Below are 17,389 nucleotides of genomic sequence, written 5' to 3'. Positions count from 1 at the left end.
ACGTGTACCGGTGGATCCGGTTGGCGAGCGACGCGTAAACGATCACACCGCCCCGCACCGCTTCACCGGATATTGGCTGGTGCTGCCGCCGCAACCCCGTCGGACGGCTGGCCGTTTCCATGCGCCGCAGCAACCGCCCGCCTGGTCGCGGTTATCCGGGTCAACGCCGCCTCGGTGAAGACCGACAACCCGAGCTCGGGGTCGTACCCGTGGATTTCCTTAACGTCGAGCTCGGCAAGGAAGTAGAGGATCTCCTTGGAGATCACCTGACCCGGTACCAGTACCGGGAAGCCGGGCGGGTAGGGCACTACGAAAGTGGTGGACACCAGGACCTTCCCCTCGGCGAGTCGCCGCCCGGCCTCGCCCAACAGCACATGCTCGCGGTCGGACTGTTCGTATCCGGCGTAGAAGGCCGACCGCATGTCGCCGAACGAAGTGGCGCCCTTGGGACGGAACGCGCGATCGAACTCACTGAAGTCGGGCAGCGAGGGCAGATCCTGGGTGATCTCGGCAACCCGTCGCTGTTGCAGGGCGCGATCGTCCTTACTGGCCGCGCACTGGCCGCGCTCGAAGTCGGCGGCCACCCGGCGCAAGACGTCGAGCAGGTAGTGCACGCTCGACCAGGTGACGCCGATCGTGAAGATCAACAGCACACTGTTGATCGAGGTCTTGTTGATCTGGATCCCGAACCGGTCCATCAGGATTTTCTCGCGGAAGTCGTAACCATTCATCCCGGTCTTGCCAACGAAAAGCGTGACCCTCGACGGGTCGAGCACGAACTCGTCGGACCGCCAAGCCTCGTTCCAGTCGGCCAAACCGCCCTGCCTGACCTGCCGGTAGGAACTGACCGCAGACGACCGAAACTCGTCGGGCACCAGGTCGGACTCGTCGAGGATGCGGAACCACTTGCCGATCAGCCGATCCCTGCGGACGCGGTAGCGGAAGACCAGGGCCATGTTGTACACGTAGCGCACCAGCTCGAACCCCTCGATGTCGACCTGCCGGCGCGCCAGGTCCAACGATGCGAGCAGTTGCTGGTTCGGCGACGTCGAGGTGTGGGTCAAAAACGCCTCACCGAACGCGTCGCGGGTCAGCGCTTTGAAATCCTGGTCGCGGATGTGAATCATCGACGCCTGCCGAAGCGCCGAGAGCGACTTGTGGGTGGAATGCGTCACGTACACCCGCACCCGCGCGCGGTTGGGGTCGGGAAGCAGCCGGTATTTGCTCCACTTGCCACGCTCGACGCCCTCCATCGAAGCACACCAATTCTGGTACTCCGCAGCGTATTCGGATGACGACAACATCGATTCGAGCTGTTCGGCAGCGACCATCGCAGTCCGTTGCCGGGCCCATGGAACCGCGGTGGCGAACGCGTACCACGCCTCGTCCCACAGGAAGCAGATGTCCGGCTTGATCGCCAGCACCTCCTCCATCACCCGACGGGGGTTGTAGACGACACCGTCGAACGTGCAGTTGGTGAGCAGCAGCATGCGCACCCGGTCGAGCTGGCCGGCCGCCTCGAGGTCAAGCAGCGCCTGCTTGATCGTCCGCAGTGACACAGCTCCATAGATCGCGAAGGGCTGCAACGGATAGGCGTCCAGATACATGGGATACGCCCCGGCCAGCACCAGGCCATAATGGTGCGACTTATGACAATTGCGATCGATCAGCACGATGTCACCCGGCCGGGTCAACGCCTGCACCACGATCTTGTTGGCCGTCGATGTCCCGTTGGTGACGAAGTAGGTCTGATTGGCGTTCCAGGTCACCGCGGCCTTGTCCATCGCCACCCTGATGGTGCCGTGCGGGTCCAGCAGCGAGTCCAGCCCACCGGACGTCGACGACGTCTCGGCCATGAAGATGTTGCGGCCGTAGAAGTCGCCCATGTCCTGTAGCGACTTCGAGTTGAAAATGCTGGCGCCGCGCGCGACGGGAAGAGCGTGGAATTGGCCGACCGGTGCGGCGGCGTAAGCCCGCAGGGCGTCGAAAAACGGTGTGGCGAACCGGTTCCGGATGCCGGCGAGCACCGTGCTGTGCAAGTCGGTGACGTCGTTGAGCCGGTAGAACGTGCGGTCGTAGACGTCGGGTTCGTCTTCGGTCTCCGCGGCGATCGACTCGTCGGTGAGCAGGTAAAGGTCGATGTGCGGCCGTAGCTCCCTGATCCACTCACCACATTCCACCCAGTCATGGGTGACGTCGCTGGCCACCGCATCGTCGCTACCGCCGAGCAGCGTGGTCATCAACGGCACCCGGTCGCGGGACCGCAGCGGCAGGTCGTGCCGGATGATCGCCGCCTGAATTTCGCCATTCAACGCGACCGCGGTGATGGCGTCCTCGATGCTCGCCACGACAAGCAGTTCGAACTGCACATCGTCTGACGGGTCACGAAGGGCCCGCAAGCTTTGCGCCAGGCTCTCGGGCGCATTCTCCGGGAAATCGTCGGCGAGCAAAACGGTATAGAACTGTTGCCGTTTGGCCCGCGCCACCAGCTCCTGGTCGGCCAATGGCGCAGCCGTGTCGAACAGCGCCGTGCGGTCGCCGTATTCGCACACCAACCGCACGGCCAGCGACACCTCGTCGGCCAGCCGCACCGGCGCGCCGTCGGCGAGATACCTGCAGAACGCTGCCAGGTTCTTCGCACCGGGGTACAGCCAGTACCGTTCGTAGGCCTTGAGGCGATTGAGCAGACGCTGCACCCGGGCCGCCTCGTGGCTGGTGTCCAGCCCGGCACGGCGGCTTTCGGCGAGTTGATGGCAGGCGTCATCGAGCAGATTCCAGGTATCGATTCGCGAATACGACGGATTCGCCACCGCCGCCAACGCGGAAACCCGAAGCCGTCGCGGGCGGCCACCGGTTTGGTACATGTCGTTAGTGTGTCTCGCCGCAGGTCAGCGCGAGGCGGATTCGTCGATGACTCAGACTTCGGATTCGTCGTCTCGACTCTTGGAACCACTTCGGTTGATCTCCATCCAGCGCCGGACCGGAAGGTCCCGACGGCGCGGCGCCACGTCGGCGACGTCGGACAACGAGCGCACCACGGCCTGGGTCAACCCCATGATGGCGGCCATCACCGGAAGCAGCGGCTGCAACGGTTTGGCCACGGTCCGAACCGTGCTGATGCGCCGGGCCACCACATAACGCTGCACCGTGTGATACAGCCACGCCCCCACCGCCAACGCGTAAACCGCCAGCGCCGCCGCGATCACCGCCTGTCCGTATGCGGCGCAGGCGACGGCGCCCAACACGACCGTCGCCGCCAGCACGACGGCGACCAGGACGCGCACCTCCAGCCGGGTCATGACTCGTGTTGGGGGTGCGCGGCCGCTCGGACGGCCTCCGACGCTGCGCGGATCTGCGGCGTCACCAGCATGACCTGGCCGAGCACCCCGTTGACGAACCCGGGCGACTCGTCGGTGGACAGCTCCTTGGCCAGCTGCACGGCCTCGTCGACGGCGACCGGCTCCGGCACGTCGTCGGCGTGCAGCAACTCCCACACCGCGACCCGCAGGATTGCGCGGTCCACCGCCGGGAGCCGCTCCAGCGTCCAGCCCTGCAGATGCGAGGAGATCAAGTCGTCGATGTGTGCGGCGTGCTCGCTGACCCCGCGGGCCACGGTCTGGGTGTACGGGTGCAGCGGAGCCACATCCGGTTTCTCGGTCGCCAGCGCGGCACGGGCGTCGGCCACCTCGACCGGGGTCAGCCCGCGGGCCTCGGCCTCGAACAACAGGTCAACCGCGCGTTTGCGGGCCTGATGCCGCCCTTTGACGGGCCTCGCCGGCTTGGCCTCAGCCACGGTCACGCACGGCCCAGGTAGCTGCCATCGCGTGAGTCGACCTTGAGTTTGTCGCCGGTGTTGATGAACAGCGGCACGTTGATCTGGGCGCCGGTCTGAAGCGTCGCCGGCTTGGTGCCGGCGCTGGAGCGGTCGCCCTGCAGACCGGGCTCGGTGTGGGTGACCTCGAGCTCGACGGTCACCGGCAGCTCGATGTACAGCGGCGATCCGTTGTGGAAGGCGACCTGTACCGGCATGCCCTCCAACAAGAACCGGGCCGCGTCCCCGACCAGCGACTCCGGCAGCGGGTGCTGTTCGTAGTCCGCGCTGTCCATGAACACGAAGTCGGAACCGTCGTGGTACAGGTAGGTGGTGTCGCGGCGATCCACGGTTGCGGTTTCCACTTTCACGCCCGCGTTGTAGGTCTTGTCGACCACCTTGCCCGACAGCACGTTCTTGAGTTTGGTGCGCACGAACGCCGGACCCTTGCCGGGTTTGACGTGCTGGAACTCGGTGATCGTCCATAGCTGGCCGTCGATCACCAGCACCAGTCCGTTCTTGAAGTCGGCAGTCGTTGCCACAGTTGGTGCGTCTCCTACAGGATGGCCAGTTCTCTGGGGAACCGGGTCAGCAATTCCGGGCCCGTTCCATGGGCTTGCCCCGCGTCAGCCACGACCAGGGTGTCCTCGATGCGGACGCCGCCCCGGTCGGGCAAATAGACACCGGGCTCCACGGTCACCACGGAACCCGCCAGTAGTGTACCGGCGGCCGTCACGTTGATCCCCGGCGCTTCGTGGATCTGCAACCCCACCCCGTGCCCGAGGCCGTGCCCGAAGTGCTCGCCATGGCCGGCGTCGGTGATCACCCGGCGGGCTGCGCCGTCCACGTCGGCCAGGGCGGTTCCCGGCTGTAGTGCATCCCGCCCGGCCTGTTGCGCGACGGCGACCAGTTGATAGATCTCTCGTTGCCAGTCAGACGGGCGGCCCAGCACGAACGTGCGGGTCATGTCGGAGTGATAGCCGCCGACCAGTGCGCCGAAATCGATCTTGACGAAGTCACCCGCGGCCAGCACCGCTTCGCCTGCCCGGTGGTGCGGGATCGCCGAGTTCGCCCCGGCGGCCACGATGGTCTCGAACGACACCCCGTCGGCGCCGTAGTCGAGGATCAACGCCTCCAACTCGCGGCTCACCTCGCGCTCGGTCAGGCCGGGCCGCAGCCCGCCGTGCTCCACCAGGTTGGTCAGCGCGCCGTCGGCCGCCTCGCAGGCCAACCGCAGCAACGCCACTTCACCGGCGTCTTTGATCTCGCGCAGCGCCTCCACCGTCCCGGCGGCGCGCACCAGTTCGGTGCCGCCCGCCTCGCTCGACCCCAGCTCATCCGCCAAGGCGTCAAAGCCGTCCACGGTGACCACGTGGCTCTCGAAGCCCAGTCGCCGTACGCCGGCTGCCGCGGCCCGCCCGGCCAGGTGGCGCCCGCAGGCCCGCTCGATGGCCACCTCCAGGTCGGGCGCCTGCCCGGCGGCCTGGGTGCGGTAGCGGCCGTCGGTGGCCAACACCGGATCGCGGTCGTCGGCGAACACTAACAGCGCCGCGTTCGACCCGGTGAAACCGGACAGATAACGCACGTTGACCAGGTCGGTGACCAGCATCGCGTCGAGTCCGGCGGTGCGGATTCGTGCGCCGAGATTGGCTCGACGCCCAAAATGTGTCACGCCCGGCCACGCTACTCGGTTACGCTGTGGCCCCATGACTAACTGGATGCTGCGCGGTCTGGCCTTCGCCGGTGCGATGGTCGTGGTCCGTTTGTTGCAGGGGACGTTGATCAACGCGTTGCAGACGCAGGCTGCGGTGATCAGCATCGTGCTGGTTATCCTCTTCCTCGCCGGCGTCGTGGTGTGGGGCGTGCTCGATGGCCGCGCGGACGCCACGGCGAACCCGGACCCGGACCGCCGCGACGACCTGGCGATGATATGGCTGCTGGGCGGCGTGATGGCCGGGCTACTCAGCGGTGTGGTCACCTGGTTGATCGCCCTGGTCTACAAGGGCCTGTATGTCGGTGGCCTGATCAACGAGATCACCACGTTCGCCGCATTCACCGCGCTGCTGGTGTTCCTGGGCGGGGTCGGCGGCGCGGCCCTGGGCCGCTGGCTGATCGACCGCAACCCGCCCGCCGTCGCGCGCCACGGTGGTGACGGTGAGGACCGCGTCGACACCGACGTGTTCGCCGCGGTCCGTACGGGCGACACCGCGACCGACGAAGCCGCTACGGCCCAGCGGGCGGAGGCTACCGCAGTGCCTCCGGCCTACAGCGAGGAAACGACCGAGGCGATCCCGACCGAGGCCGACTCGGAGCAGACCAAGCGGGCGCCTAAATCCGGGGACGATCAGGGCTAGCGGCGATCGCTGCCTAAAGCGTCGACAGGTAGCGCAGGGCGAGTAGGTAGCCCTGCACGCCGAGGCCGACGATCACCCCGGCTGCGATCGGGCTCAGATACGACTGCCGTCGAAACTCCTCGCGCGCATACACATTGGAGATATGCACCTCGATCAGCGGGGCGGTCAACTCGGTGCATGCGTCGCGCAGCGCCACCGACGTGTGCGTCAGCCCCCCGGCGTTGAGGATCACCGGCTCGCCGGCGTCGGCGGCCGCATGAATCCAATCCAGCAGTTGCGCTTCATTGTCGCTTTGTCGCACAACGACCTTGAGTCCGAGATCGGCCGCTTCCCGTTCGACCATGACGACCAGGTCGTCATGGGTGGTGTCGCCGTACACGTCGGGCTCTCGCCGACCCAGCCGGCCCAGATTCGGGCCGTTGATGACATTGATGCGAGTCACGCGGCACTCACCTCGGCATATGCCGCCGCCAGAAGCGCCGGGTCCGGCCCCTCCAGCCGGCCGGGTTTGGCCAGCCCGTCGAGAACCACGAAACGCAGTACGCCCGAACGGGTCTTCTTGTCGCCGGCCATGTATTCCAGTAGTTGTGGTAACGCGTCGGCGTCGTAACTGACCGGTAAACCGAGCGACGTCAGAATGGCGTGGTGCCGGTCGGCGGTCGCGTCGTCCAGCCGCCCCGTCAGCCGGCCCAGCGCGGCAGCGAACACCAGGCCCACCGAGACCGCGGCGCCGTGCCGCCATTGGTAGCGTTCCCGGCGCTCGATCGCGTGCCCCAATGTGTGCCCATAGTTGAGGATTTCGCGGAGTTGCGATTCCTTCTCGTCGGCGGCGACCACCTCGGCCTTGACCGTGACCGCCCGCCGGATCAGCTCGGGCAGTACGTCGCCGGCAGGATTCAGCGCGGCTCGCGGATCGGCTTCGATCAGATTGAGGATCACTGGATCTGCGATGAAACCGGCCTTCACGACTTCGGCCATCCCGGCGACGATTTCGTTGCGCGGCAACGTCTCCAGGGTGGTTAGATCGGCGAGCACGGCGGCTGGTTGGTGGAATGCACCGACCAGGTTCTTGCCGGCATCGGTGTTGATTCCGGTCTTACCGCCGATCGCGGCGTCGACCATGCCCAGTAGCGTCGTGGGTACGTGCACGATCGACACCCCGCGCAGCCAGGTCGCCGCGGCGAAGCCGGCGACATCGGTGGCGGCTCCGCCGCCGAGGCTGACCAACGCGTCTTTGCGGCCGACCCCGATGCGGCCCAACACTTCCCAAATGAATCCGACAACCGGCAGGTCTTTACCGGCTTCGGCGTCCGGTATCTCGATGCGATGTGCGTCAACACCTTTGTCCGCCAAGCGGCTTCGGATCGCCTCTGCGGTGGCCGTCAGCACCGGCTGATGCAGGATCGCGACCCGATGCCGGCCGGCGAGCATCTCGTCGAGCTCGCCCAGCAGCCCGGTGCCGATCACCACCGGGTAGGGCGGGTCGACCGCCACCTGCACGGTGACCGGTGCGGCCGTGTCGGTCATTTGTCCGCCTCGGCGCGGCGCGCGGCGGCCAGCGCAGCCAGCGCGGCCGGGGTGGGAGCGCGACGCGATTGTCGGTCCTGCAGCCGCGACACGATGTAGCCGACGAGGGCGCCGGGGCTGCGGCGGTTGGTGTTCACCCGGATGGTCGCGACTCGCCGGTACAGCGGAACCCGCTGCGACATCAGGGCGCGGAACTTCTCGACGCGGTCGCCGCCGGCCAGCAGCGGCCGGACGGTGTTGCCGCCGGTGCGCCGCACCCCTTCGGCAGCGGTGATCTCTAAGAAGACGACGGTGTGGCCGGCCAGCGCGGCCCGCACGCCCGGGGTGGTGATGGCCCCCCCGCCGAGTGACAGGATCCCGTCGTGCTCGTGCAGAGCCTGGCGCACCACCCGCTCCTCGATACGGCGGAACTCCTTTTCCCCGTCGGTAGCGAAGATGTCGGCGATGCTGCGTCCGGTCTGCTGTTCGATCGCCATGTCGGTGTCGACCAACTCGACCCCGAGCGCCTTGGCCAGTCGTCGCCCGATCGTGGACTTGCCCGACCCGGGCAGTCCCACCAGTACGGCCTTGGGTGCCATGCGCGGTCATCCCCCGATAGACCGGGCCCGGACTTCGGTGACCGGTTCATGTTCGGAAACCGAGCGCAAGTAGGCCTCGATGTTACGGCGGGTCTCGGCGAGCGAGTCGCCGCCGAACTTCTCCAGCGCCGCGCGGGCGAGTACCAGCGCCACCATGGTCTCGACCACCACGCCGGCGGCCGGCACCGCGCACACGTCGGAGCGTTGGTGGATGGCGACGGCCTCGTCACCGGTCGCCATGTCGACGGTGGCCAGTGCCCGTGGCACGGTGGAGATCGGCTTCATCGCCGCACGCACCCGCAACGGCTGGCCGTTGGTCATGCCGCCTTCCAGCCCGCCGGCCCGGTTGGTCGAGCGGACGACGCCATCGGGCCCGGGGTACATCTCGTCGTGAGCGCGGCTGCCGCGGCGCCGCGCGGTCTCGAACCCGTCACCGATCTCCACGCCCTTGATCGCCTGGATGCCCATCACCGCCGCCGCCAGCTGGCTGTCCAGCCGGTTGTCGCCGCTGGTGAACGACCCGAGACCGACCGGCAGGCCCACCGCGACGGCCTCCACCACGCCGCCGAGGGTATCGCCGTCCTTCTTGGCGGCTTCGATCTCGGCGATCATGGACTTCTCGGCCGCGCCGTCGAAGGCCCGGACTGGACTGGCATCGATGGCGGACAGGTCCTCGGCTGCCGGCGGCGGGCCATCGTAAGGTGCCGACGCACCGATCGAAACGACATGGGAGAGCACCTCGACGCCGAGCGCTTGCCGAAGAAACAGCCTGGCAATGGTCCCGACGGCGACTCTGGCCGCGGTCTCGCGAGCGCTGGCCCGCTCCAGCACCGGGCGAGCGTCGTCGAATCCGTACTTGAGCATGCCGGCGTAGTCGGCGTGGCCGGGGCGCGGCCGGGTCAGCGGTGCATTGCGGGCCACATCGAGTTCGGCCGGGTCGACCGGGTCGGCGGCCATCACGTCTTCCCACTTGGGCCATTCGGTGTTGGCGATCTCGACGGCGATCGGTCCGCCCAGCGTGCTGCCGTGCCGCACCCCGGCCAGCACGGTGACCTGGTCGCGTTCGAACTTCATCCGGGCGCCGCGACCGTAACCGAGGCGGCGACGGGCCAACTGGTCGGCGATGTCGCCCGAGGTCACGGCCACCCCGGCGACCATGCCTTCCAGCACGGCCACCAGCGCGCGGCCGTGGGATTCACCGGCAGTGGTCCATCGCAACACGGGTCCCATCTTCCCACGTGGGCTCTGGCATCGCCTAAAGCCGACCGGGACGCCGAACGTGAAACTGCTGCGAAAAACCCGCCGAAATTTCGCAGTGGCTACACGTTCGGCGCGCCCAGCGCCGCCAGAAACCGCACCTCGACGCCGAAGGTCGTTCAGTTGACCAGTCGCACCGTGACGGTGACGCGCCCCTTTTCGTCGCGATTGGCGACAGCGTGCCCGACGCGTTCGGTCCCGTCGAGGCGCAACGTCAGCGGCGCCCCGCCGCCAACGAAGTTCCGCCACCAGGTCTTCGCCTCGGGCATGTTGGCGTTGACGATGACATCGTCGCCCGAGCGGCGGTATGCCACCGGGATGCCGTACTCGCGCCCGGAACGCCGGCCCGTATAGGTGAGCATCGTGATATTGCGATTCACCAGCTTGTCGAAGCCAGGACATCTGGCCATCGCGGCCACCGGCGCGTTCAACAGAGGCGCGGCGCGCATCAGTAGTCGTCCAAGTGTTTTCGGTTGCATAGTCACGGTTACGGCTGTCCTTTCGGGTGTGAAACGGCGCGGGAAGGAGTCGCTGGCCGCCCGGGTCAGGCGATCAACGTGAGGCACAGCGCGGCGAGTGCGAGACCCTGCAGGATGGCGCGAGCGTTGATGATCCGGTCCCAATTAGCCTGCAGCACACGCACATGCGGCAACACGTGGCCGCTCTCAGCGGCGGCGGTGAGCTGTCGGTTGATCGGCGCACTCACGCGGGTGTAGAGCAGCAGGTGGACCAACAGCAGCACAACGGCGACACCGGCCGGGATGGCCTGAGCCCAATGCGCGGCGAGCGCAGCTAGTGCGGTGCTTGCGGCGGCCGCGACGACACCGATTGCCCCGGCACGGGCATTCGCCGGTCGGCGTAGCGGTGCACAAACCCGGTCACCGCGCCCAGTGCCCGATCGTCAACGCGGGCCAACGCGGGTCGCAACACCATCGCGCAGAACACGTCGGTGCCGTAGACCACCGCGGTGCCCATGACGGCGATCAGTGCCGCGAGCTGCGTGAATTGCGTCAAGGACATGTCAGAGCCTCCTGCCTTTGTTCGCTGCTAGTAATGCTAGCGATGCTAACCATGGTCGCCGAGCGATGCCAATAGCAGTGTTAGTGGTTCTAGCGATGCTATCGTCGCGTATGCCTATCGAGGACCGTCGTGCGCGCGAGCGAGCTGCGCGACGCCGGCTGATTATCACAACGGCGCGCCAGCTGGCCGAAGCCGAAGGGTGGGATGTCGTCACCACGCGTCGGCTGTCCGCCGAGATCGAGTACAGCCAGCCCGTTCTCTATGCGCACTTCGCCAACATGGATCAGCTCGCGCAGGCCGTCGCCATCGACGGATTCGGCGAACTCGCCGAGACACTGCACACCGCGCGCACCGGCGCCGCGACGACCACCGACGCGCTAAGAGAGCTCGCGCGTGCCTATGTCGACTTTGCCCGACAAAACCCGGCGCTTTACGACGCGATGTTCACCCGCTCGACCACATTGCACTTCGCCGCCGAAGACACGCCGCCCGAATTGGAAGCGGCATTCACCGAGCTACGCAACGTGGTTACCGCACTTGCAGAGCACCAAGACGCAGACACACTCGCCGAGGTGCTCTGGTCAGCGCTGCACGGACTGATCACCCTCACCCGCAATCGCCGGCTGCGTCCAAGCTACGACGCCGACCGCCTCGACCTTCTGATCGCTCAACTTTCCTCCCAACACGAAACGATGCGCTAAGCAGCCACTTAGGCGATCAGCATTTGGGCCAATAGGTGCCGCACCTCGTTCAGCTCCGCGGGGGATAGCTGGATCTCCGGTGCGTATCGGCGGAACCGCTCGGCCGACACTGTGCGGATCTGCTCGGTGATCACCCAACCGCCACCTGAACTGACGGGTACCCGATGCACCCATCCGGCGCGTTCGACACTGGTCAACGGCAGCACGCAGATCAGCTGGCCCATCGTCAGGTCTAGGTGAAAGCGCGACGAGACTACCAGCGCCGGCCGGTCCTTGCCCTGCTCACGGCCGCGCACAGGATCAAAGTCGACAAACCAGACCTGCCCAGGCTCGATGCGCGCCCGCTGCCTCACTGCGTCCATTCATCGTTAACCGGCGCCTCTACTCTCGACCAATCCTCGGCCTCAGCGACGTAATTCGCCCAGCCTTCTGGATTGCTTTCGCGGTACCGGCGGACGGCCGAAACAGCGGCCGCCTTCCAATGCTCATCGATGAGCTGGCGGATCGTTTCATCAGCCGATGCGCCACCGAACTCCTCACGCCCGATCCGCAGAACCTGTTCGCGGGTCTCATCGCTCACACGCAGCATGAATCTAGTATACAAGGATGTAAACAAACGCGTTGACGACGTCACCAGACCGCCAAACCCGCCGCCGCCGCGCTGGCCACACACATCGACGGCCCGTGCGGCACCGTCGGCCCCATGCGCGACGCCCACGCGATAACCCCGAGCACCACGGTCAGCAACGGCGCGCCGAGCGCCGCAAGCAACCAGACGTCGACACCGAAGCAGCCGGTCAACGCGCCCAGACCGAGCGCGAGCTTCACATCCCCGGCGCCCATCGCCGTCGGTGTCGCCAGATGCACGACCAGATACACCGCAGCCAGCGCGGCCGCTCCCATCAGCGCCGGCACCCCGCGCCCGGCAACGCCGGCGGATACCAGGATCGCGCCCGCCCCCGGCAGCGTCAGCCAGTTGGGTAACCGCCGCCGCGCGATGTCGTAGCCGCTCAGCGCGCCCATCCACAGCACCGCCGCCGCCAGCATGCGAGGCAGATTAACCCAGCGCCACCGCCATCGCCGCTCGCGGCGCGGGCAACCCTGTGAATAATTCGACCTGCTTGAACGCCTGATGCAGCAGCATCTGCAACCCGCCGATCACCCGGCCGCCCGCCGCGGTCACCGCCGTGGCCAGCGGCGTCGGCCAGGGATCGTAAATCGCATCCAACACCACCGGCGCCCGCGCGAGCGTCTCGGCATACCGTGCCGCCACCTCGGCCGGCAGCGTGTTGACCAGCACCGCCGCGGTTGCCATCTCATCCGCCAGCGCAGCGCTGTCCAGCTCGCAGAACCCAACCGCCACCCCGGCCCGGCCGCCCAACTCCACCAATCGGGCGGCCTTGTCGGGGTTGCGCGCGACGACGGTGATGACGCCGACGCCCAGCTCGGCCAGCCCCACCACGACAGCCGGTGCGGTGCCGCCGGACCCGCATACCACCGCGTGCCCCGAGGCCGCGCCCAGCGCGCCCGTCACACCGTCAATGTCGGTGTTGTCGGCCCGCCAACCGCGCGGCGTGCGCACCAGGGTGTTGGCCGAGCCGACCAGTTCGGCGCGCGCGGTGCGCTCGTCGGCGAAGGCCAGCGCCGCGAACTTGCCGGGCATCGTCACCGAGACCCCGACCCACTCCGGCCCGAAGCCGCCGACCACCGCGGGCAGTTCGTCGGCGCCGCACTCGATGCGCTCGTAGGTCCAGTCGTGCAGGCCCAGCGCGCGGTAGGCGGCCAGGTGCAGTTGCGGCGAGCGTGAATGCGCGATCGGCGAGCCGAGCACGCCGGCCTTCCTAACGCGCGCTGTCGAGGACACCGTTGTGCTTGGCCAGCTCGATGTTCGCCAGGTGCTGTTGGTAATCGCGGGTGAACAGCGTCGTGCCCTGCGGGTCGATGGTGACGAAATACAACCAGTCGCCGGGCTGGGGGTGCTCGGCGGCGCCGAGCGCATCGGTGCCCGGCGAACAGATCGGTGTGGCCGGCAGCCCCTCGGACATATAGGTGTTCCACGGCGTGCGCTGCTCGCGGTCGGCGTCGGTGGTCGCCACTTCTTGCCGGTCCAGTGGATAGTTCACGGTGGAGTCGAACTCCAGCGTGCGGTGCTCGGCCAGCCGGTTGTAGATGACCTGGGCGACCTTCGGGAAATCTTGCGGCGTGGCTTCGCGCTGCACCAGCGACGCCACCACGAGCACGTCGTAGGCCGGCATGTCCATCGTCTTGGCGGTATCCAGTAGCCCGGACTTCACATACTCGACCGCGCTGGTGCTGATCAGCGTGGACAAGATCTGCTCTGGTGAGGCCGACGGGTTGACGTTGAACGTCCCCGGCGCGATCAGCCCCTCGATGCGGCGGTGATCGGTGCCCATCCGGGTAACCTGCTCGACGGCCCAACTGGGCACCGCCAGCATCCGTGGCGGCGTACTGCCGGCCGCCCCCCGCAGGTCGCTCACCGAAGCGCAGCGCTGGTCGCCGTCGAGGTCCACGCAGGTGGCCCGCGAAATCAGGGTGAAAATCCCCGGCGTCACGGCGTTGGTCTTCACGTCGGTGGTGTCGTCGAGTTGGCGGCCCTCGGGGATGACCAGCTTGCCCACCCGGTTGCCGGGATCGACGAGCCGCTCAACGGCCGACGACGCCGGGATTTCGGTACGCAGCCGGTAGTAGCCGGGCTGGATCGCCGAAATCGCGGAGTTGTCATGCGCCGCTTCGATGAACGCCTTGACCGTGCGGACCACGTTCTGGTCGTGCAGCGTCTCCCCGATCGCAGTGGTCGAGTCGCCGGCATGCACCTGAATCACGATGTCGCGCTTACCGCTGCCCCGGTAGTCGTTTTGCGAACCGAAGCTGTGCCAGAGCTTGGAGCCGACGAAGACGGCCGCCACCACCACCACGGCGAGCAGTGTGGTGGCCAATCCGGCCGCCAGGCGCCGGCGCCGTCGGGCACGCTCGGCACGGATCCGCTCGGCGCGGCTCCGACGGTGGCGCGGCGGCCCGACCGCCACGGGTTGGGCTCGTGGCGACCCGCCGCGGCCGGTGCCGTCACGCACCGTTGACCTCCCCGGTGAGCGCGACGCGGCGTTGGTCGAGCCAGCCTTGCAGGATCGCCACCGCCGCCGCCTGGTCGATGACCGCGCGCTGGCCCTTGGCCCGCACCCCGGCCTGGCGCAGCGATCGCTGCGCGGCCACCGTGGTCAGCCGCTCGTCGGCCAGCCGCACCGGGATCGGTGCGATCCGGTGGGCCAGTGCCTCGGACAGCTCGATCGCGTCGCGAGCCGACGGGCCGGTGCGATCGGCCAGGGTTCGCGGCAGCCCGACGACCACCTCGACCGCGCCCAGATCGGCAACCAGCGCGGCCAGCCGGCGCAGATGACTGCCGGTGCGGTCGCGGCGAACGGTCTCCACCGGGGTGGCCAGGATGCCGTCCGGGTCACTGGCGGCCACGCCGATGCGCACACTGCCCACGTCGATGCCGAGCCGGCGTCCGCGTCCGGGGTCGTCCCCGCCGGGCCGGTCGGGCAAGCGGTGCGCTGCCGTGTCCACTCAGCCGACCCGCGCTATTTCTGCACGAACCGCGTCGAGTGCCGCGTCGATACCCGATGGATTCTTGCCCGAGCCCTGCGCCAAGTCGGCCTTCCCTCCACCGCGGCCGTCAACCGCCGCCGCCAGCTGCTTGACCAGATCGTCGGCGCGAAGCCCCAGCCCCTGCGCCGCCGGGTTGGCGGCGACGGCGTAGGGCACGGTGTCGGCCCCGTTATCCGGTAAACCCTCGGCGATCAACACGACGACCGCGGGATCGCTGCCGAGTTTCCCGCGGATGTCGCCGACGAGTGAGCGCAAATCGGCGGCCGCCATCCCGGCCGACATCCGTTGCGTCACCACCCGCACGTTACCGATCCGCTGCGCCCCCGCCGCGGCATTGACCGCCACCGCCCGCGCATCCGCCAGCCGGGTGCGTTCGAGTTCCTTCTCAGCGGCCCGCAGCCGCTCGACCAGGTTGGCCACCCGGGCGGGCACCTCCTCGGAGGGCACCTTCAGCGACGACGCCAGCCCGGCCATCAGCGCGCGCTCCCTGGCCAGGTGCTTGAACGACTCAAGCCCGACGTAGGCCTCCACCCGGCGCACCCCGGAACCCACCGAGGCTTCACCGAGGATCGTCACCGGGCCGATCTGCGCCGAGTTATGCACGTGGGTGCCACCGCACAGCTCCAGCGAGAACGGTCCGCCGATCTCGACGACCCGCACCTGGTCCGGATAGCTCTCCCCGAACAGCGCCAACGCGCCCATCACCTTCGCCGCCTCCAGCTGTTCGGTGAAGGTGTGCACCTCGAAGTCGGCCTGCACGGCCTGGTTGGTCACCTCTTCGATCTCGGTGCGCTGCTCCTCCGTCAACGGCCCCTGCCAGTTGAAGTCGAAGCGCAGATATCCCGGCCGGTTCAACGAGCCGGCCTGAACGGCGTTGGGGCCCAGCACTTGCCGCAGCGCGGCGTGCACCATGTGGGTGCCCGAGTGCCCTTGCGTGGCGCCTTTGCGCCAGCCCGGGTCGGCCGCCGCGACGACGGTGTCGCCCTCGACGAACTCGCCGGATTCCACGTTGACGCGGTGCAGCCACAGGGTCTTGGCGATCTTCTGCACGTCGGTGACGGCTGCCCTGGCGCTCTCGCCGGCGCCGGTCCCGCTGATGGTGCCCTCGTCGGCGACCTGCCCGCCCGACTCGGCGTAGAGCGGGGTGCGGTCCAACACCAGTTCGACGGCACCGACTCCCCCTTCTGGGCCATGCGACACCACCGGCACCCGCTTGCCGTCGACGAAGATGCCCAGTATCCGCGCTTCCGAGGCCAACTCGTCGAAACCGGTGAACTCGGTGGGCCCCGCGTCGACCAGCTCCCGGTAGGCGCTCAGGTCGGCGTGGGCGTGTTTGCGCGCGTCGGCGTCGGCCTTGGCGCGGCGGCGCTGCTCGGCCATCAGCTCGCGGAAGCCGATTTCGTCGACCTGCAGGCCGGCTTCGGCGGCCATCTCGAGCGTGAGCTCGATCGGGAAACCGTAGGTGTCGTGCAGCGTGAACGCATCCGCCCCGGACAGCACGGTGGCGCCGGATGCCTTGGTCGCCCCGGCCGCCTCGTCGAATAACCGCGAGCCGGACGCCAGGGTGCGGTTGAACGCGGTCTCCTCGGCCACCGCGATCCGGGTGATTCGGTCGAAGTCGGTGACCAGTTCGGGGTATGACGGGCCCATCGCGTCGCGCACGGTGGCCATCAGGCCGCCGACGATCGGGCCGTCGATGCCGAGCAGTTTGGCCGAGCGGATCACCCGGCGCAGCAGCCGGCGCAACACGTAGCCGCGGCCGTCGTTGCCGGGACTGACGCCGTCGCCGATCAGGATGGCGGCGGTGCGGCTGTGGTCGGCGATGATGCGGTAGCGCACGTCGTCCTCGTGGTTGCCGGTGTCATACCCGCGGGGTGCGCGCGCGGCGACGGTGGCGATCATCGGCCGCAGCAGGTCGGTTTCGTAGACGTTGTGGACGCCCTGCAGCACGAACGCAACCCGCTCGACACCCATGCCGGTGTCGATGTTCTTGCGCGGCAACGGCCCGAGGATCTCGAAGTCGGTTTTGGTGGTGCCTTCGCCGCGTTCGCTCTGCATGAACACCAGGTTCCACAGCTCGACGTAGCGTTCTTCGCTGGCCGCCGGACCGCCCCCGGGGCCGTAATCCGCCCCTCGGTCGTAGTAGATCTCCGATGACGGCCCGCACGGCCCGGGAATGCCCATCGACCAGTAGTTGTCGGCCATGCCGCGACGCTGGATTCGCTCGGCCGGCAGCCCGGCGACCTCCTGCCACAGCTGCACAGCTTCCTCGTATTCGAAATAGACTGTGGCCCACATTCTTTCCGGATCCAGCCCGTATCCGCCGTCGGCGACGTTTTTCGTGAGCAACGCCCAGGCCAGCTCGATTGCGCCGTGCTTGAAATAGTCGCCGAACGAGAAATTGCCGGCCATCTGAAAAAACGTGTTGTGCCGGGTGGTGATCCCCACTTCGTCGATATCCGGAGTGCGGATGCATTTTTGGATGCTGGTGGCTGTCGCGTACGGCGGGGTGCG

At 67.8% G+C, this 17,389-nt stretch carries 19 protein-coding genes and 1 pseudogene; 2 read left to right on the top strand and 18 right to left on the bottom strand.

The annotated features are described in order from the left end of the window. Positions 1–62: 62 nt before the first annotated feature. From ACRDTL_RS01430 to ACRDTL_RS01410, 5 genes are read right to left on the bottom strand one after another with little or no spacing between them, the layout of a single operon-like run. Complete coding sequence (locus ACRDTL_RS01430; protein WP_431504941.1) at positions 63–2,864, bottom strand: aminotransferase class I/II-fold pyridoxal phosphate-dependent enzyme; 2,802 nt, start codon at positions 2,862–2,864, stop codon at positions 63–65. 51 nt (positions 2,865–2,915) lie between these two features. Continuing rightward, positions 2,916–3,299: an antitermination protein NusB gene (locus ACRDTL_RS01425; RefSeq protein WP_431504940.1), complete on the bottom strand. Its 384-nt coding sequence runs from the start codon at positions 3,297–3,299 to the stop codon at positions 2,916–2,918. Beyond that, a complete protein-coding gene (gene nusB / locus ACRDTL_RS01420; RefSeq protein WP_431504959.1) occupies positions 3,296–3,793 on the bottom strand; it encodes a transcription antitermination factor NusB in 498 nt (165 codons plus the stop codon). Before nusB ends, ACRDTL_RS01425 begins: the two co-directional genes overlap by 4 nt. A gap of 2 nt (positions 3,794–3,795) precedes the next feature. Then, complete coding sequence (efp, locus tag ACRDTL_RS01415; RefSeq protein WP_431504939.1) at positions 3,796–4,353, bottom strand: elongation factor P; 558 nt, start codon at positions 4,351–4,353, stop codon at positions 3,796–3,798. 14 nt (positions 4,354–4,367) lie between these two features. Next, complete coding sequence (locus tag ACRDTL_RS01410; RefSeq protein ID WP_431504938.1) at positions 4,368–5,483, bottom strand: M24 family metallopeptidase; 1,116 nt, start codon at positions 5,481–5,483, stop codon at positions 4,368–4,370. 34 nt (positions 5,484–5,517) lie between these two features. On the opposite strand from ACRDTL_RS01410, the gene ACRDTL_RS01405 reads away from it, so the two are divergent. Then, entirely contained in the window at positions 5,518–6,165 is a 648-nt protein-coding gene (locus ACRDTL_RS01405; protein WP_431504937.1) for a B-4DMT family transporter, read from the top strand. A 13-nt stretch (positions 6,166–6,178) separates the two neighbouring features. Here ACRDTL_RS01405 and aroQ read toward each other — a convergent pair whose 3' ends face one another. From aroQ to ACRDTL_RS01375, 6 genes and pseudogenes are all read right to left on the bottom strand, one after another. Further along, positions 6,179–6,607 (bottom strand): type II 3-dehydroquinate dehydratase, encoded by a 429-nt coding sequence (gene aroQ, locus ACRDTL_RS01400; RefSeq protein WP_431504936.1) that lies wholly within the window; start codon positions 6,605–6,607, stop codon positions 6,179–6,181. Continuing rightward, a complete protein-coding gene (gene aroB, locus ACRDTL_RS01395; RefSeq protein WP_431504935.1) occupies positions 6,604–7,692 on the bottom strand; it encodes a 3-dehydroquinate synthase in 1,089 nt (362 codons plus the stop codon). Before aroB ends, aroQ begins: the two co-directional genes overlap by 4 nt. Then, positions 7,689–8,270, bottom strand: coding sequence for a shikimate kinase (locus tag ACRDTL_RS01390; RefSeq protein WP_431504934.1), 582 nt, complete (start codon positions 8,268–8,270; stop codon positions 7,689–7,691). Before ACRDTL_RS01390 ends, aroB begins: the two co-directional genes overlap by 4 nt. 6 nt (positions 8,271–8,276) lie before the next feature. Further along, positions 8,277–9,491: a chorismate synthase gene (gene aroC / locus ACRDTL_RS01385; RefSeq protein WP_431504933.1), complete on the bottom strand. Its 1,215-nt coding sequence runs from the start codon at positions 9,489–9,491 to the stop codon at positions 8,277–8,279. A 155-nt stretch (positions 9,492–9,646) separates the two neighbouring features. Continuing rightward, positions 9,647–9,976, bottom strand: coding sequence for a nitroreductase/quinone reductase family protein (locus tag ACRDTL_RS01380; RefSeq protein ID WP_431504932.1), 330 nt, complete (start codon positions 9,974–9,976; stop codon positions 9,647–9,649). A 95-nt stretch (positions 9,977–10,071) separates the two neighbouring features. Then, positions 10,072–10,547: pseudogene (locus ACRDTL_RS01375) on the bottom strand (DUF1772 domain-containing protein). Between the two features lie 110 nt (positions 10,548–10,657). On the opposite strand from ACRDTL_RS01375, the gene ACRDTL_RS01370 reads away from it, so the two are divergent. Continuing rightward, on the top strand, positions 10,658–11,248 hold the full coding sequence (locus tag ACRDTL_RS01370) for a TetR-like C-terminal domain-containing protein (protein ID WP_431504931.1): 591 nt from the start codon (positions 10,658–10,660) through the stop codon (positions 11,246–11,248). Positions 11,249–11,256: 8 nt separating this feature from the next. On the opposite strand, the gene ACRDTL_RS01365 is transcribed toward ACRDTL_RS01370, so the two are convergent. From ACRDTL_RS01365 to alaS, 7 genes are all read right to left on the bottom strand, one after another. Continuing rightward, positions 11,257–11,610: a type II toxin-antitoxin system PemK/MazF family toxin gene (locus tag ACRDTL_RS01365; RefSeq protein ID WP_431504930.1), complete on the bottom strand. Its 354-nt coding sequence runs from the start codon at positions 11,608–11,610 to the stop codon at positions 11,257–11,259. Then, a complete protein-coding gene (locus tag ACRDTL_RS01360) occupies positions 11,598–11,837 on the bottom strand; it encodes a hypothetical protein (protein WP_431504929.1) in 240 nt (79 codons plus the stop codon). Before ACRDTL_RS01360 ends, ACRDTL_RS01365 begins: the two co-directional genes overlap by 13 nt. 41 nt (positions 11,838–11,878) lie before the next feature. Then, positions 11,879–12,295 carry an A24 family peptidase gene (locus tag ACRDTL_RS01355; protein WP_431504928.1) on the bottom strand — a complete coding sequence of 139 codons (417 nt, stop codon included), beginning with the start codon at positions 12,293–12,295 and terminating at the stop codon, positions 11,879–11,881. A 10-nt stretch (positions 12,296–12,305) separates the two neighbouring features. Further along, positions 12,306–13,112 carry a shikimate dehydrogenase gene (locus ACRDTL_RS01350; RefSeq protein WP_431504927.1) on the bottom strand — a complete coding sequence of 269 codons (807 nt, stop codon included), beginning with the start codon at positions 13,110–13,112 and terminating at the stop codon, positions 12,306–12,308. Further along, complete coding sequence (locus ACRDTL_RS01345; protein WP_431504926.1) at positions 13,090–14,340, bottom strand: endolytic transglycosylase MltG; 1,251 nt, start codon at positions 14,338–14,340, stop codon at positions 13,090–13,092. Before ACRDTL_RS01345 ends, ACRDTL_RS01350 begins: the two co-directional genes overlap by 23 nt. Next, on the bottom strand, positions 14,333–14,833 hold the full coding sequence (gene ruvX / locus ACRDTL_RS01340; protein WP_431504925.1) for a Holliday junction resolvase RuvX: 501 nt from the start codon (positions 14,831–14,833) through the stop codon (positions 14,333–14,335). Before ruvX ends, ACRDTL_RS01345 begins: the two co-directional genes overlap by 8 nt. Next, the coding region (gene alaS / locus ACRDTL_RS01335; protein WP_431504924.1) for an alanine--tRNA ligase at positions 14,834–17,389 on the bottom strand (2,556 nt) is incomplete at its 5' end.

Origin of the sequence: Mycobacterium sp., assembly GCF_050700595.1 — a bacterium.
Classification (GTDB): domain Bacteria; phylum Actinomycetota; class Actinomycetes; order Mycobacteriales; family Mycobacteriaceae; genus Mycobacterium.
This window is presented reverse-complemented; position numbering and strand designations above follow the sequence as displayed.